Source organism: Cytophaga hutchinsonii ATCC 33406, from assembly GCF_000014145.1.
Taxonomy (GTDB): domain Bacteria; phylum Bacteroidota; class Bacteroidia; order Cytophagales; family Cytophagaceae; genus Cytophaga; species Cytophaga hutchinsonii.
Window position 1 is genome coordinate 3,535,980 of record NC_008255.1, and the last position, 16,602, is coordinate 3,552,581.

At 40.5% G+C, this 16,602-nt stretch carries 11 protein-coding genes; 4 read left to right on the plus strand and 7 right to left on the minus strand.

What is annotated here, in order from left to right; translation table 11 throughout:
- Nucleotides 1–26 precede the first annotated feature (26 nt).
- From CHU_RS15065 to CHU_RS15075, 3 genes are read right to left on the minus strand one after another with little or no spacing between them, the layout of a single operon-like run.
- Nucleotides 27–488, minus strand: coding sequence for a DUF1456 family protein (locus CHU_RS15065; RefSeq protein ID WP_011586447.1), 462 nt, complete (start codon nucleotides 486–488; stop codon nucleotides 27–29).
- A 29-nt stretch (nucleotides 489–517) separates the two neighbouring features.
- Nucleotides 518–931, minus strand: a complete 414-nt coding sequence (locus CHU_RS15070) for a (deoxy)nucleoside triphosphate pyrophosphohydrolase (protein ID WP_011586448.1) — start codon at nucleotides 929–931, stop codon at nucleotides 518–520.
- 53 nt (nucleotides 932–984) lie between these two features.
- Nucleotides 985–1,662, minus strand: coding sequence for a 2-C-methyl-D-erythritol 4-phosphate cytidylyltransferase (locus CHU_RS15075; protein WP_041932437.1), 678 nt, complete (start codon nucleotides 1,660–1,662; stop codon nucleotides 985–987).
- Between the two features lie 329 nt (nucleotides 1,663–1,991).
- Here CHU_RS15075 and dnaK point away from each other — a divergent pair, with 329 nt between their 5' ends.
- Nucleotides 1,992–3,890: a molecular chaperone DnaK gene (gene dnaK / locus CHU_RS15080; RefSeq protein ID WP_011586450.1), complete on the plus strand. Its 1,899-nt coding sequence runs from the start codon at nucleotides 1,992–1,994 to the stop codon at nucleotides 3,888–3,890.
- A gap of 114 nt (nucleotides 3,891–4,004) precedes the next feature.
- Here the strand turns inward: dnaK and CHU_RS15085 are convergent, their stop codons facing one another.
- The 3 genes from CHU_RS15085 to CHU_RS15095 all read right to left on the minus strand — a co-directional run bounded on the left by CHU_RS15085 (nucleotide 4,005) and on the right by CHU_RS15095 (nucleotide 10,286).
- Nucleotides 4,005–5,801, minus strand: a complete 1,797-nt coding sequence (locus CHU_RS15085) for a T9SS type A sorting domain-containing protein (RefSeq protein ID WP_011586451.1) — start codon at nucleotides 5,799–5,801, stop codon at nucleotides 4,005–4,007.
- A gap of 102 nt (nucleotides 5,802–5,903) precedes the next feature.
- The gene (locus CHU_RS15090; RefSeq protein WP_011586452.1) at nucleotides 5,904–7,670 is read right to left on the minus strand and encodes a T9SS type A sorting domain-containing protein; all 1,767 of its coding nucleotides are present in this window, start codon (nucleotides 7,668–7,670) and stop codon (nucleotides 5,904–5,906) included.
- Nucleotides 7,671–7,922: 252 nt separating this feature from the next.
- On the minus strand, nucleotides 7,923–10,286 hold the full coding sequence (locus tag CHU_RS15095; RefSeq protein ID WP_011586454.1) for a T9SS type A sorting domain-containing protein: 2,364 nt from the start codon (nucleotides 10,284–10,286) through the stop codon (nucleotides 7,923–7,925).
- 679 nt (nucleotides 10,287–10,965) lie between these two features.
- On the opposite strand from CHU_RS15095, the gene CHU_RS15100 reads away from it, so the two are divergent.
- The 3 genes from CHU_RS15100 to CHU_RS15110 all read left to right on the plus strand — a co-directional run bounded on the left by CHU_RS15100 (nucleotide 10,966) and on the right by CHU_RS15110 (nucleotide 14,369).
- On the plus strand, nucleotides 10,966–12,753 hold the full coding sequence (locus tag CHU_RS15100) for a T9SS type A sorting domain-containing protein (RefSeq protein ID WP_011586455.1): 1,788 nt from the start codon (nucleotides 10,966–10,968) through the stop codon (nucleotides 12,751–12,753).
- Nucleotides 12,754–12,934: 181 nt separating this feature from the next.
- On the plus strand, nucleotides 12,935–13,753 hold the full coding sequence (locus CHU_RS15105; RefSeq protein WP_011586456.1) for an SDR family oxidoreductase: 819 nt from the start codon (nucleotides 12,935–12,937) through the stop codon (nucleotides 13,751–13,753).
- An 85-nt stretch (nucleotides 13,754–13,838) separates the two neighbouring features.
- Complete coding sequence (locus CHU_RS15110; protein WP_011586457.1) at nucleotides 13,839–14,369, plus strand: inorganic diphosphatase; 531 nt, start codon at nucleotides 13,839–13,841, stop codon at nucleotides 14,367–14,369.
- Nucleotides 14,370–14,579: 210 nt separating this feature from the next.
- Here the strand turns inward: CHU_RS15110 and CHU_RS15115 are convergent, their stop codons facing one another.
- On the minus strand, nucleotides 14,580–16,601 hold the full coding sequence (locus CHU_RS15115; protein WP_011586458.1) for a hypothetical protein: 2,022 nt from the start codon (nucleotides 16,599–16,601) through the stop codon (nucleotides 14,580–14,582).
- Between the last annotated feature and the right edge of the window lies 1 nt (nucleotide 16,602).

Consider the following 16,602-nt stretch of genomic DNA (forward strand, 5'->3'; position numbering starts at 1 on the left):
AATTGGATTTCACTAAAAAATGAATGTTATTCCTTTCTGTATTTCAGCTGCAAGCCATGAATAAAATTACGTAACACCTGATCCTTACACGGTCTGAACTGACTTTGATCCGGATTTCTAAAAAGCGCGCTCAATTCATGTTTCCCAAACCGCATGTCGGCAAGTTCCAGAATATCGAGTATATCATCGTCCTGTAAATTCAACGCAATTTTTAATTTTCTGAAAATGATATTATTATTTAAACTCTTTTCTGCCACAGGTGTTTGTCCGTCTTTTTTACCCCGCTTATCAATAATAAACCCATTTAAAAAAACAGCCAGTTCTTTATCGTATAATTCTTTAAAATCGGGATCATCATCTTTTTTCATCCAGTTGCTGATCTCTGCACGTGTAACCTGCTGGTCAGCCAATGCAAAAAGCTGGATCATTTTATCATCATTAAAATCGAATGTATATCTGAGTCTGCGTATGATGTCGTTGTTATTCATTAATATGAAATAAGAATGTATGTATTTGATTATTGATTCAATGCTTTGTCGCGCTTGTTCAGCGCTTTTACAATATTTACATCGCCTTCGGAAAAATCATATGTAAACAGATCTTTTACAGCTACCCATCTGTAATTCGCGTGTTCTTTAAGTGTCAGTTTACCGCTGGTTATTTCTACTTCCATCGGGCTGAGTTGTAAAATAAAATTCGGGTATTGATGCAGATAAAAAGGATGCTCCTGAATTACTTCAACGTTAACATCAAATTCTTCTTTCATTTCCCGCATTATTGCCTGAGCGTTCGTTTCTCCTTTTTCAACCTTTCCTCCGGGAAACTCCCACTTTAAGGGCATTTTCATTTTAGCACTGCGCTGAGCGATAAAATAAGAATCCTGTTGTTTGATTACAGCACAAACAACAGCAATGGTAGGCAAATCAGTCATCTTGCTTTATTATTGATATTTTATACTATACGGCAAGTTAACCGATAAAGATTTTAGTAGTCGAATTTTTTCAGAATAGCTTCTGCCATGGCAAGGTCTTCAGGCGTTGTGATTTTAATGTTCTCATAAGAACCTTCAATCAGCTGTATGCTGTACCCTGCCGCTTCAGCCACACTTGCATCGTCTGTATACTGATCGTTTGAGGCACGGTGAAAGGCGTCTCTGACCTGCGAAATCTTAAATGTTTGAGGTGTCTGCACAATCCGGTAATCAACCCGGTTAACTGTTTTGTTTCCTTTTTTATCCACCAGCCGGATCGAATCCTTTAATTCCACCGCGGCTACCGCGTTTCCTTTTTCAAGAGCAACCTTAAATGATTCTTCGATAATACGCTTGCTTATGAACGGCCGTACCCCGTCGTGAATAGCGACCAGGCCGTCGTTCACGCCAATGCTGTTCAATCCGTTCCGTACCGACTGAAACCGGTTTTTCCCGCCGGAAACAATTAAGTGCGGAATGGAAAAGGAATACTTTTCACACAGCTGATGCCAGCGGTCCATTTGTTCTTCCGGCAATACCAGAATAATATTTACCGCTTCGGTACTGGTAAAAAACCGTTTAATGGTATGCATTAAAATAGGAGCATTTCCAATCGGAAGGAATTGCTTTGGTGTATCACTTCCCATCCTTGAACCCGATCCTCCGGCAACAATTACAGCAAATCTATTCATATGATGCATCTATAATTAAAGATTGAAACAAGATTGAATTTTATTTTGACAAAGCCAAAGGCTGAATGCCTAAAGCTTAACGCCTGCCCAGATTTATTTATTCTGCTACTTATAATTTTATAATTTGTTCATAGAATTCCGTAAAAATCAGATAAAATAAAAATTGTAAATTTCGACAAATGAGGCTTTGAGCTTTAAGCATTTGGCTTTCTGCCATACAAAAGTGTCAATATGTCATAAAATGTGCCAGTAACAGCGCTTGGCACAGCTATTGCCATTTGGGTTAAAACAAAGCATAAAAAAGTAATAAACAGAATAGAAAAATAGATATGGGAAAAATTATCGGTATCGACTTAGGAACAACAAACTCATGCGTTGCAGTAATGGAAGGCAGTGAGGCAGTTGTAATTCCAAACAGCGAAGGTAAAAGAACAACACCTTCAATAGTGGCGTTTCTTGAAAATGGCGAACGTAAAGTAGGTGATCCTGCTAAACGCCAGGCTATTACCAACCCTACAAACACGATCAGTTCGATTAAGCGTTTCATGGGTAAAAAATTCAGCGAATCAAAAAGTGAAGCTGACCGTGCAACATACAAATTAGAAGCTGGCAGTAACGATACACCAAGAGTCCGTATCGCAGACAGACAATATACACCTCAGGAGCTTTCTGCAATGATTCTTCAGAAAATGAAGACTACAGCAGAAGAATACTTAGGTCATGAAGTAAAAGAAGCAGTTATTACAGTACCTGCTTATTTCAATGATGCAGAACGTCAGGCAACTAAAGAAGCAGGTCAGATTGCTGGTTTAGAAGTTAAACGTATCATCAATGAGCCTACTGCTGCTGCGCTTGCGTACGGTATGGATAAAAAAGGCAAAGACATGACTGTTGCAGTATTCGATTTAGGTGGCGGTACGTTTGATGTATCTGTACTTGAATTGGGCGACGGTGTATTTGAAGTAAAATCTACCAATGGTGATGTACACTTAGGTGGTGACAACTTTGATGAAGTGATCATTGACTGGTTGGCTGGCGAATTTAAATCTGAAGAAGGCCTGGATCTCCGTCAGGACCCGATGGCGTTACAACGTTTGAAAGAAGCTGCTGAAAAAGCTAAAATTGAATTATCAAGTTCCGCTTCTACAGAAATCAACCTGCCATACATCATGCCGGTTAATGGTATGCCAAAGCACTTAGTTAAAACATTAACAAGAGCAAAATTCGAACAACTTGCAGATAGCTTAATTAAACGTACGTTAGATCCTTGTAAGCAGGCATTGAAAGATGCAGGTTTATCAATCGGTCAGATTGACGAAGTAATCCTGGTAGGTGGTTCTACACGTATTCCAAGAATTCAGGAAGAAGTTGAAAAATTCTTCGGTAAAAAACCTTCTAAAGGTGTTAACCCGGATGAAGTAGTTGCATTAGGTGCTGCGATTCAAGGTGGTGTATTAACAGGTGAAGTAACCGATGTCTTATTGTTAGACGTTATTCCATTGTCTCTTGGTATCGAAACAATGGGTGGTGTGTTCACTAAATTGATCGAAGCAAACACAACAATTCCTTCTAAAAAATCTGAGGTATTCTCTACGGCATCTGATAATCAGCCTTCGGTTGAAATTCACGTATTGCAGGGTGAGCGTGCATTTGCAAAGGATAACAGATCTATCGGACGTTTCCACTTAGGCGATATTCCTCCTGCTCCGCGTAACGTTCCTCAGATTGAAGTTACGTTTGATATCGATGCAAACGGTATCTTAAACGTATCTGCTAAAGATAAAGGAACTGGCAAAGAGCAGAAAATCCGTATCGAAGCATCTTCAGGTTTATCTGCGGATGAAATCGAACGTATGAGAAACGAAGCGAAAGCAAACGAAGGTAAAGACAGAGAAGAAAAAGAGAAGATTGAAAAAATCAATCAGGCTGATTCAATGATCTTCCAGACAGAAAAACAATTGAAAGAGTTTGGTGACAAACTTTCTGCCGGAAACAAATCTGCGATCGAAGCTTCGTTAGAAGATTTGAAAAAAGCGTTTGAAGCAAAAGACATCTCTGCAATTGATACAGCAATGGCTGCGATCAACACGGCATGGCAGGCAGCTTCTCAGGAAATGTACAGCGCTGAACAAGGTGCTGGTCAGCCAGGAGCGGATGCAGGTCAGTCTGGCCCTTCAGACAGCGTTACTGACGTTGAATTTGAAGAAGTAGACGGAGACAAGAAGTAATTCAATCTCATCCATAAAATAAAAAACGAGTCACGCTTTTGGCATGACTCGTTTTTTTATGCGCATATTATTTTTGTCTATTAAAACATTTGACAGCTACTTTAAACGCCGGTATTATTCTATGATTACTTTTAAAGATTGTTTAATCCCCTCCTGCGTAATACATACACTATACATTCCTTTACCGGTAATAGCTACAGGATCATTTGCTTCATACGCATCGTTTGCATAAACAAGCTTCCCGATATTGTTATAAACCATTATTTCATATTTACCGTTACCGGTTACAGCAAAGGTTCCCGCAGCCGGATTTGGGTATGCAAAAGAAACATTCTTATTCAATGATACATCCGGCAAACGTGCATCTAATGTTATCTCTTCCCTGCTGTTATCATTCGTTGTTATATATACAGCAGAACTCATTCCCCCATTGCCTGCAGTGCGTGCGTTTGCAAGTGTTATTACACACGAAGTTGTTACTGTAGATGCTGCCTGTTCTGAATAATAAACGATGACCTCATTCGTATTTCTTCCGGATACGATAAAGCCGCCCCATGCAGACCAGTTGTAGGTGGCACCGCTATATACAGGCGCTGTAAAAATATAATATCCTTTGCCTAAACTTTCAGCGGCCTTCCATTGAATATCGAAATCTTTATTCTGAATAGTAACAACAAACCCAGAACTATCATTCCCACACATTTCATTTACAGCCACCACGTAATATGTTCCCGGCTCAATGACGGTACCGCTTACCGGTAGGGTATACGTTTGATCTCTGAAATAATTAAATGCGGTTCCTTCAAAAATGGTATAATTATCCAGATAAAGTTTTTTTAGAATATCTGTATTGAATTGATTATTGAATCCATAATATGTACCCGTTATCTTAAAAATTTCTTCCTCGTCATAATTTGTTTTTGCAAACACACTTTCCGTTTTAGGAATTTTTGAGGGAACTTTCAGATTAAATGTATAAAAATAATTTTCACATATATTCATGTCAATATTGGGCTGATAGCCTATTTCAACATAGGGAAATAAATCTGTCTTATTAAACATATCCTTCATATCCATGGAGGCAGGATTCATCGGCAGTCCGGATTCCTGGTCAAATATATTGCTTCTATTCCAATAGATCATGTCTTCCAGTTGGGCAGGAGTTGCTGCTATGCCATCAACAAATACATATGGGCGGATATCTATTATGTCTTCTCTGCAAACAGAAGGTACATTTTTTATAGCTATTGAATGGCAAGGACTTTCTTCCACGATTACATATATGCTGTCATAGTAATAATCGTAGGGGCTGCATACAGACACCTGTTGCCGGATTTTATATTTGCCTTTGCCAACAATACTTTCAAAATCTTCTGTCATAGGAGTTTGAATACCTGTGGACAGATCTGTAAAAGTAAGCCTGTGATTTAAATCCAGAATATTATTACCACTACTCCAAAATTTCACATTGGTAAAAAAGTCGTTTGCGAAATTTACTTTCTCTCCTTTATCAACCATATAGGTTAATGTATCTACCGCGAATAGAGATGTTGGCGGAGTAATAATGGAAAAATCTATTACTACTGCACTATTCAGAATCGGATCAGCACCCGTTTTTTGAATATGTACTCTATCATAGGTGCTATATTTAAAAGGAGCTGTAATCTCATCGTTTGTAACAATTATACCATCCAGCCGGAACATTTTATACTTGCTTATATTATCATTCGCATCATTTAAATCCCGGATACCTGTTTTATTAAAAATCTGTTCAAAAGTGATTAATGTATCTTCACAGGAATACATACTGTTTCCTTTATCTGCAACTATAAATGTACCTGTTGTCTGTGCGGATATAAATCGTGCATAAAGGAAAATAACTGCAGCAACAAGTAAAATTTTAATCTTCATATTAACTTATTTTAAGTGGTCATTATATTAAATGATTTAAATGAAAACATTGTATGTATAAAAAACAGTACGTTGTTTTTTTAGCCGCAATAAACTGCATCTCTACTGCTTCAATACTTTCACAACAGCCGATGATTGATCGCCTGTAATTTTTACTACATAAAACCCATCCGGAAGGGCAGATATATCAAGGCCAGCCGTGTCATCGGTCAAGGTTTGTTTTTTTACGGTCTGCCCCTGAAGATTTGTTACCTGCACGTTTAACGTACCTGGTTGTTGCGAATCAATGTGCAAAATGCCGGTGGTTGGATTGGGGTACACGGCAATATTTTGTTCGGATCGATTCAGAATGGATGTTGGAATATCGGTTGCGGTACCTGTTACCGTTAGCGTATAGGCGGGTGTATTGGGGTCATTGCTGTTTATTGTAAGGGTGATTTGTTTGGTTCCTGTTGTGGTTGGGTGAAAGCTCACAGGTAATGCAATGATCTCCGCGGGCTCCAGGGTGTCGGTTAGTTGCAGCATACCGTGATCAATGCTGAAATCAGCTGCATCGCCGCTGATGCTGATGCGTTGGGTAAGATCTTTAAACAGTAAATCGTAATCGCCTTCGTTGCTTACCGCTACGCTGACGGTTGAAAGATCACCCGTTTCTACCATGCCGAAATCATACGCTGTTACAGCCGTGTTTGCTACAGCCAGCTGCAGTTTGGGCTCAAGGGTGAGGATGTCGATGATGTTTGAAAATACGGCCGTTGCTGAATCTGCCCCGCCGGCAAAATATACTTTGTTCTGTGTGGCAACAGCGGTTACACCGATATTTTTAGACGGAAGATCAATGTAGGACCATTTTTTACGGGCCAGGTCATAGACCGCTACCGAGTCTGCACTGCTGAATTCCGGCTTGTTGGGAATCCAACCCGAACGATCTGGAAATGGAATAAAAAATGCTTTGCAGCCGGCCTGTACAACCTCCTTGTAAATCCGTTCCCGTCCATCCTGCACGGTTTTAAAAAAATAGGGAATTTTTACGTACTCCCAGCTGTCGTTTGCCGGACGGTAAATTTCTATCGTATCAGCTGGAATTAGATTGCTCACCTGCCCGCCCGCAAAATAAATAGCATCTTTGTATACAAAACTTTTCAGGTTGTATTTTGCTTCTTTGAGTGTATCACGTCTCCATGTATTTAGTTCCGTGTCATACACATTGATTAAATCTTTGGGAACTGAGCTGGTTTCTCCCCCGGCAAAATAGATTTTGTTCTGAAAAGAAACTCCTGTAAGCCTGGTGCGTTGTACAATTCCTTGTGCAGGCAAAAATGTTCCTGCTGTCCAGGTATTTGTTTGCGTAGAATAGAAATCGACAATGTATGATGGTGCCGTACTGCTTGTTTTTTTCTCTCCCCCTCCGAATACTACTTTTCCATTGGCAGCACCAGCTCCTAGATCAACCCGGGCCTCTGAGAGGTATTGTGCAGACCATTGGCCCGTAAGGGTATCATAGATATCTACCTTCTTACTGTAAAAAGACGGGTTTAATTGACTGGGGCCATTCAATCTGCCAACGCCACCGGCAAAATAAATTTTGCTGCCATAACTTATGGATGTAACCCTGGATCGCATGGAATCATTGGGTAAGGCAGTACTTAGTTTTGCACCGGTACGTGTATCAATCATTTCTATCTGACTCACTAAATACAATGTGTTACCAACCCATTTATCTCCTGAAAAAAAGAATAGATAGGGGCCGATTGCCCCTGTACTCATGTTGTTTTTTCCTTCATTCAACGTTGCGGTAGACCAGTGCTGCGCAAAGGCGGCATGGGTGAACATAAAAATAACGGTTAACAGCATGAGGATCTTTTTCATGGCAGGTATGTTTGAGGCGCGTTAAACAACGCCTGTACGATTTATATTTTATTTATTTGCTTGCACAAACAGTAGATTGTGCCTTACTCATTATGTTACAATATGTGATTTATAACATTAAAATTATACCGGTTTATACTTTCAAAATACTATTTGTAACCGTAAAATACTAGCAGGAACAAATAATGCAAAGAGCAGGCAGAACGTATATGCTGTTCTGCCTGCTCTTATAAGATGTTTGTTTAAATGTATTTATTTCGTTACCTGCACCTTGTGCATGGTTTTATCACCATCCACGTCTACAGCTACAAAATACATCCCATTTTCGAGCTGAGATAAATCTACAGGCGTAATCACGTTACTTGTAGCAGATTTATATACAACCGCACCATTGAGTGCATAAACAGTAATCGATGCCGATTTAAAGGTATTGGTAATACCTACATTGACATTATTTGCTGCAGGGTTTGGGTACACGGTTACTTTAGCATTTGCCTCATCACTTGATCCCACGCGAAAGTTGTAACCCGATTGTATACATGTTCTTGTAATACAGCCGCTGGTATTACTTGTTACTACTACACAGTAATCATGCGGTGTTGGATCTTCCGGATCAAAAATATCAATGGCTCTGCCATTGGTAATAAATACGCCGTCTCTAAACCACTGATAGGTAGAAGATGCTACGATGTCTGCTTCCAGTTTTTCACCTATTTTGGTACCGCCGATAATTAGATCGGTACGTGTAATATTAACCGTTCCATTACCCGCAAAAGAAACTACACTTGTGCGGTCTGCACTGCTTCCGCACGAATTATTCGCACGTACTTTCACCACGTATGGTCCGCCGGTACCGGATGTAGTAACCACGATAGAATTAGCTGTTGAGCTGCCTGTACCGGAGCCGCCTAAATCCCATGTATATGAAGTCGCATTGGGATCATTTGTCACCGTAAAGGTTACAACATCTTCCAGGCCTTTATTGATACAGCCGGAAGGATCACGTGCAATGGTACCCGGAGTAGTAGGTGTGAGTTTTATTTCAATGGAAGCCGTATTGCTGTTGGCACAATTACCTTGCGCGTACACGCTTACCGTTCCGCCATTGGTGCCGTTGGGAATAACTGTAATCTCTGCAGCATCTGTAGCTGTACCGGATTTAAAATTCCAGCCTGCCGGTAAGGTCCATACATATCCTGTTGTATGGTTTACTTCATCTACGCTGAATACAACTTCCGCCGTGCTGCCGTTTGTAAGACATACATTTGCGGTAGAAATTTCTCCTAACTCATCCGGACGCACATATACGTTTACATCAATTTCATCACCCGGACACGTAGTAGTAGAAATTGATATAACACCAAAGTCTGCATCCTCCGCTACCGTAATGCTCACGTTAGACGCATTCTGGTTGGCTCCGTCGATGGTCCAGCCGTAGGGCAGTTCCCAGTTCAACGGGGTATTTACATTCGGTGTTAAGGCATAATTGTAGGTGCCGGGATGTACACAGGTTGGTCCACTTAAAGTAACTCCTTCATCCAGGCTACGTTTGATCTGTATAACCTCTACAATTTCACCGGATGCAGCACTGGTGCAATAATCACTTCCAGCCGGATCTGCTTTCGAATATAAGTAAATAGTACCGCCTTCTGTTCCGATGTTTACTGTAATACCATCCTGGCTGTTTGTGTTAGAACCGCTTGCAAAGGTATAATTGCTGTTACCTAGTTCCCAGCGGTAAACAATGCCTGTTTTCATCGAATTAGTAATATGAATCTGTCCTACCGATGTAGGAATGCAACCAGCTAGATAATTATCTATTTCATATTCAGCAACGGGCAGATTTTTCCCAAAAGTATGGGCAATGGAAGTACTGTTACATTTTCCTACCTGCACAAAGATCTGCTCACCGCCATTAATACTAGAAGTAAAGTCAAATGCGATCGCGCTGTTATCTCCAGAAGCGTACGGCTGATTTCCAACTAGGTCTATACTAGTTGTATTCCATGTATAAATATCTGTACCGATTCCCAGATTAATATTACCGCTTACCATATCCCGTATAGAGAAGGCGTAGGTTTTGTCTTTTTCAATACACGCTTCGCCTACAATCGGATCAATGTACTCAAACTTCTGGTACAGATCTACAAATACCTGGCCGGCTGTAGCTACATCTACATCGATATTACCCGTATATGGTGGACAAGGATTGGGTACACTTTCCTTTTTTGTACCCGTATAGTTAAGATACAAACGTGCTTTATTAAAGCGATTGGTCTGAATGGTCGGCTTAACAGTTACACTTGTACCGGTTGTGGAACCTACAATGGTTGCACCGCCTTCAATCGACCAGCTGTATGTGATACTACCACTTAGTCCAGTAATACTTGCAATTGAAAATGTTTTATTCTGCCCGATATTGTTGCTTTGATCTGTTGGATTGGCATAAGTAATACATGCATCGCTTGATCCTGTAGTTGCAGTGATTACAACTGTAGCAGGTCCAAATCCCTGCTCTACAACAATGGGTGCCTGCGCTTTAACAAAGGCTGCGCTGAGCGAAAGTAAGAGCATCAGCGCGCAGCGCTTTGCCCAAAAAGTTAATGTATGTTTCATTAGTTAATTTTTTTAGCTGAAAAAAAGCTGTGTAAAATATTTTTTTATCTCTGTTCCGCACTATTCTGAAACGCGTACAAAGCCATGCTTAAGCAGCCCCCGCTGCCGTACACTTGTTTTTATTTTTTGCTGCGTCATTTCTGGTCATTGTGTATGCGCATACATTTTCCGGATGAAATAATGAGCAGCTTTTTCCCATAGGCAGAGCGATTTTATCATGAAACAATATTTTAAAAACTATGAATAAAACGGAATCATTCTCTTCAGTTATCTCAGTTGACTGATGAATAATTAAACAGAAAGTATAATTTTATTTTTTTAATACTAGGGAATATATGTGGATGTATTTTATTACATATGTTAAAAAACACCGATTGATTGCAAAAAAATATTTTTATATATGCTAAACCAATGTTTTCATAAACGCAGATCAACAGCGTGTACAACTTATGTTAACTAAAAAAAATTGCATTCAATATTTTATATCCGGTGTCTGCTGATTTATACGAACCTGTTCTTCAAAAATAAGTTGTGGATTGCCCGCATCAATCGATAAATCCATAGGCTGCAGCTACGATGCATTCATTTCACTATTTTTAACCTTCAATAAACATCTAAACGAGGTTACTTCTTTGCAATAACCTGCATATACTTTATATTAAATGCAAGTAATAAAAACATGATTCATTTACCGGCTATGAAAAGACATTCCTATTTATTTTTATTTTTGTTATTTATCCTAAGCCTGTTCAGTCAGGCGCAGCACTGGTCTACCGCAACATTGAATGAAGGAAAAAATAATATGAGTACAGGGGCAATCGGCCCCTATGTATTCTTTTTTTCCGGCAATAAATGGATCGGAAATACACGTTATTTAGTGGGACAAATAGAAATGATTGATATATGTACCGGTACAAAAATAACTACCGCATTGCCCAATGATTCCATGCGATCCAGGGTTACATCGGTAAGTTACGGCAGCAAAATTTATTTTGCCGGCGGTGTTGGTAACCTGAATGGTGGGAGCGGTTTGAATCCAACTTTTTATAGTAAGCAGGTAGATATCTATGATACCGTTACGGGCCAATGGTCTGCACAATACCTCTCAGAGGCCCGGGTTGATCTAGGAGCTGCAGCTGCCAATGGAAAAGTAGTATTCGGCGGGGGAGAGAAAAAAACAAGCAGTACGGCACCATCATACATTGTCGATTTCTATTCTACGCAAACAAATACCTGGACGGCAGGAACATTTTTGCCTGCACAAGGAGTGATACAACGCACCAGGCTTACAGGAGTTTCTTTTCAGAACAAGATCTATTTTGCCGGCGGCTTAACGACGTCAGTTCCTAAAGATTTAATCAATGTGTATGACACGGAAACCAATACCTGGCGCCGGGATACGTTAAAAGAGGCGAAATACAACCTGAAAAGTTTTGTGTACAAAGACGCCGTATATTTTGCCGGCGGACAAGTAAGCGGACTAATTCCAGCCGATACGATAGAAATTTACCGTCCGGCAAACGACAGCTGGGAGTACGTAAAAATTCCCTATTTTTTTAAAACCGTGCAGGATGGACGGGAACGGATTTACAAAGAGGTTGTACAGGCCGGCTGCAAAGCATTTTTCATTCCTTTTCCCGATGAATCTGGTCGGATTCCCAACATGCCGGAATTAAGCAGTGCAGACTCGGTAGCGGTCTATGACCTGGCCCGTAAAAAATGGTCCTACATTGATCTTCCATCTAAAAATATCGGGGTAACCGCTGTTGCCACACAGAACAAAGTATATTTTGCCGGCGGGGCAGATTCAGCAACGGCCGTATTTTCAAACATCATCGACATCCTCACCCTGGAGCCCAAACTGCAGCTGGCTGTAGCAAACACGGCTGTAACAGCGTATGATTTCGGCATGGTAGAAACGGGTGATCTTTCAACCGCCAGCGTAGCGGTAAGCAACGAAGGCGATTACGATTTACTGTTTAAAGATCTTACCCAACGCATCAGCATCAGCGGCGATGCAGCTGATTTCAGCATTGATCCGGGTATGCTGCAACTAACCGACACCCTGGAGCCCGCGGAGATCATTGCATTACCTGTGAGCTTTCACCCAACCACAACAGGAACCAAACAAATCACCCTTACAATAAACAGCAATGACCCCAATACACCCGCCTATACGCTAACGGTAACAGGTACCGCAACCGATATTCCAACATCCATTCTGAATCGATCCGAACAAAATATTGCCGTGTACCCCAATCCAACCACCGGCATTTTGCACATTGATTCGCAACAACCAGGTACGTTAAACGTGCAGGTAACAAATCTTCAGGGGCAGACCGTAAAAAAACAAACCTTGACCGATGACACGGCTGGCCTTGATATATCTGCCCTTCCGGATGGGTTTTATGTAGTAAAAATTACAGGCGATCAATCATCGGCTGTTGTGAAAGTATTGAAGCAGTAGAGATGCCGTTTATTACGTCTGAAAAAAACCGGCAGACGCAATAAATTGTTACTAATGAAACAGAGAGAGCCGCAATAAAATTGCATCTCTACTGAATACATTTTTAAAACTAATTCCATAAAACGTTTTACCTCTGCATTTTTACTTCTAACTTCAACCTTTCATACGAACATTTTATATCATGAATCAGGTTGTATTGGTAACGGGCGGCAGCTCAGGCATCGGCAAATCCATTTGTCTGTACCTGCATGAAAAAGGCTACATCGTTTATGGCACAAGCCGTAACCCGGCACGTTACGCACATGAAGTACCGTTTAAATTAATTGCGCTTGATGTATTGGACGACACAACCATCACCCCTGCGCTGAAAACAATTATAGATGCGGAAGGTAAGCTGGACGTATTAGTCAACAATGCCGGTATCGGCATGCTGGGTTCTATTGAAGACAGCACGGCCGAGGAAGTGAAAGAAGTATTTGAGACCAATGTATATGGTATTTTGCGTACCTGCCAGGCGGTATTGCCGCATATGCGTGAACGTAAGATGGGCCTTATCATTAATGTCAGTTCTATTGCCGGTTATATGGGTTTGCCATACCGGGGTATTTACAGTGCAACAAAAGCCTCGGTACATATGATCACCGAAGCCATGCGTATGGAGCTGAAACCTTATGGCGTGCACGCATGTGTGGTAGATCCGGGAGATTTTGCGACCAATATCAGCGATAACCGCAAAGTGGCTCATGCAGGACGATCCGGTTCGGTTTATATGGAAGAAATAAACCGTATTGAAGCCATGATCAACGCAGAGGTTGCTCATTCTTCCGACCCGTTGTTAATGGGTAAAGCCATTGAAAAGATCATCCGAAGCTCCAATCCGGATATTAATTACCTGGTAGGAAAACCAATGCAGAAATTATCCATTCTGGTAAGAAGACTTGTACCTAAAAAATGGTTTGAAAAGATCATTGCTTCCCATTACAACATGCCCGTTAAGTAGTAACCATCTTGTAATGAACCAATAAGAAGAAGTATCAAAAAGCGATATTTTTTTGTAATTTGCATTAATACTAATAATTGAAAATATGAATCCTTGGCATGACGTTTCTTTTGGAGATGAATCTCCATCAATAGTTCAATGTATCATTGAAATCCCGAGCGGAAGTAAAGCTAAATATGAATTAGATAAAGAATCTGGTTTATTACGTTTAGACCGCGTACTTTTCTCTTCTGTACACTACCCTGCCAACTACGGTTTTATCCCACGTACATACTGCGACGATAAAGATCCATTGGATGTATTGGTTATTTCTCAGGTAGAAGTAGTTCCTTTCTGTATTGTAAACGCAAAAGTAATCGGTGTTATGCGTATGCTTGACGGCGGTGAAAAAGATGATAAAATCATTGCTGTAGCTGCTGATGATATCTCCGTAAAACACTACAATGATATCAGCGACTTGCCACCACACACCATTTTAGAAGTACAGCGTTTCTTTGAAGACTACAAAAAACTTGAAAATAAAAAAGTTGTTGTTGAGGATTTCTTAGGCAGAGAAGAAGCATTGCGCATTGTGAACGAAAGCATTGAACTTTACAACGTTACGTTCAAAAAATAAGTATTGAATATTTCTTTTCAAAAAAGCCTGAGTAACTAATTACTCAGGCTTTTTTAATAGATATTTCGAACTGTATATTTTATACCTATGCTGAGAGATTGAATTATTATATCGATGTCTCTGGCATAGATTATATGTAGTATTAAAAAAAATATTGCGGAAGCTGACACCAGCGCTGTAAGATATCAGAGCAAGGATATAAATTTGTTTTTATTCCATCACCCGCTCTCTGACATACGGCGGTAGCGTACCCGGAACACCAGGCTTTTCATCAGCAGCGTCGTATAGGCTTAACCCATAAAAATCTTCCACCGAAATAATTGCCCGTTCGTTAAGTAAAGATGTATAGGCAGCAACCTGCTTTTTACCTGTTTTGTCTTTCTGCAAAAACTGCAGAAAATCCGTATACGAAACATAGCAGAACACCTCTGCTTCATACTGCGGATTCAATACTGCAGGAATAAATATACCCAGCACACGGCCTTGTGACGCTGCTTTTGAATGCATTGCATAGCTTGCTGTAATCGTATATTGTGTGAGCTCATTGCCCTTGATATACCGTTCGTCAATCGGAATCTTGCTGATATAAATACTGTCTTTACGTTTGTTTCCTGTTTTATAAAACCGTGCCTTATCTAATTTTGAGATAACTACATCCTGCGCAACAATTTCAGACAGCTGCTCATCGGCATACGTTTTAATCTTTTTTGTCCGGATAGCTTCCAGTAACAAATCGGTTAATGCAGTGTTTTGTGTCAACGCAGATTTGCTGTTTGCATCAAAGAAATAAGTCAGCTGATACGTTTCAGCAGTCTGCTTACCAGTTTGTTTGGCAGCTATCCGAAAACGATTATGAGACGCGTCAAAATCTTTCCGAAGACTTTCTGCATAACCATCTAATTGCGCTGCAAGTGTAGTAGCAGATTTATATTCACGATAACGATCCCCGTTTGTACAGTAAAAAACAGTATCCCCATACATGGTTGACACAACCATATTATCATACGCGATACGCTGTGTACGTAAGGCTTCTTCCAGCTTCATGGAATCAAGCTGGTTGATGCCGGAGTACCACATATAAGACTTTCCTGCCAATGCCTCCAATACGTGCGGATAAGAAAACGCAAGTACATATGTATTCGTAAAAGCGGTTGACACGGTTGAATCCATGCCAAGAATAAGCCATTCGTTACTGATGCGGTTTGTTTTGTCCAATTGTGTAAGTTTTTTCAGAATATGAATGCGTGTTAAACTTGCTGTGCCATACCGTTTGACTGAATACTCCCCTTCATCCGAACGCTCAACCAAAAAACGATCCGGCAATTCTGATGCTGCCAGCGTTGTGAAATAACCCGCTTCGTGATAGGTATATGCATGTATTTTTTTTGATTCGTACAACTGCATAAGAATTGCCGGCAGATCAGCTTTATTATATCCTCTGTTGAACAAGGCTGTACTGGAAGCGCTGCACATAGCCTGTAAATAAATCTGTATGGTATCAGAAACATTCTGTAATGCACCTGCAGAAAAATGGGTGTCATTTTTTATCAATGACTGCGCAAGCACAGGAACCGTATTTAGCAACGAAGCAGACGCTTGCAGGTTTGATGAAGCAACAACCGTTTTTTTACCTGTAAGGTAATTCCGCTTTACCAGTGCCTGCTTGTAATTCATCTGTACATGATGATTAACCGGGTGTACCCACGTACATGGATATGTTTCCAGATACGCCAGGCTTTCCTTCGCACGCAGATAGTAGATATAAGTTATATCTTTCTGTTTAACCTCTACAGATAGCCATTCAATAGGTAAATCTGCGATGTCTGTTATGCTTCCTCCAACAGGCTTACGGTATACACTGCATATTGCCTCGCCTATTAATTTGGTAACAGACGTTTCATTTTTAATCGCACTTATTTCAATTGCTTTTTTTATGGCCGTATTTTTTTGCAGTGTTAACACGTTTTTTTTATCCGGCATATATACCGGAATGTTATTCGCGCTGATGCCTTTCCAAAGTATGGATGCCAGATTGCAATCAAAACAAAACGCAGACGAGTCTGTTCTGGCTGAAAAAAGAACCGTTACATTATTGTAGGGTTCATAAAACGGTTTATTCCAGGCATTGTTCTTCTCAATGCTTTCAGCCAGCAGCCAATCTGTTTGTGCCTGTACCACCGGTACAATAAAAAATAATGCTATTACTGAAAGGACTGCCTGGATATAACGCATA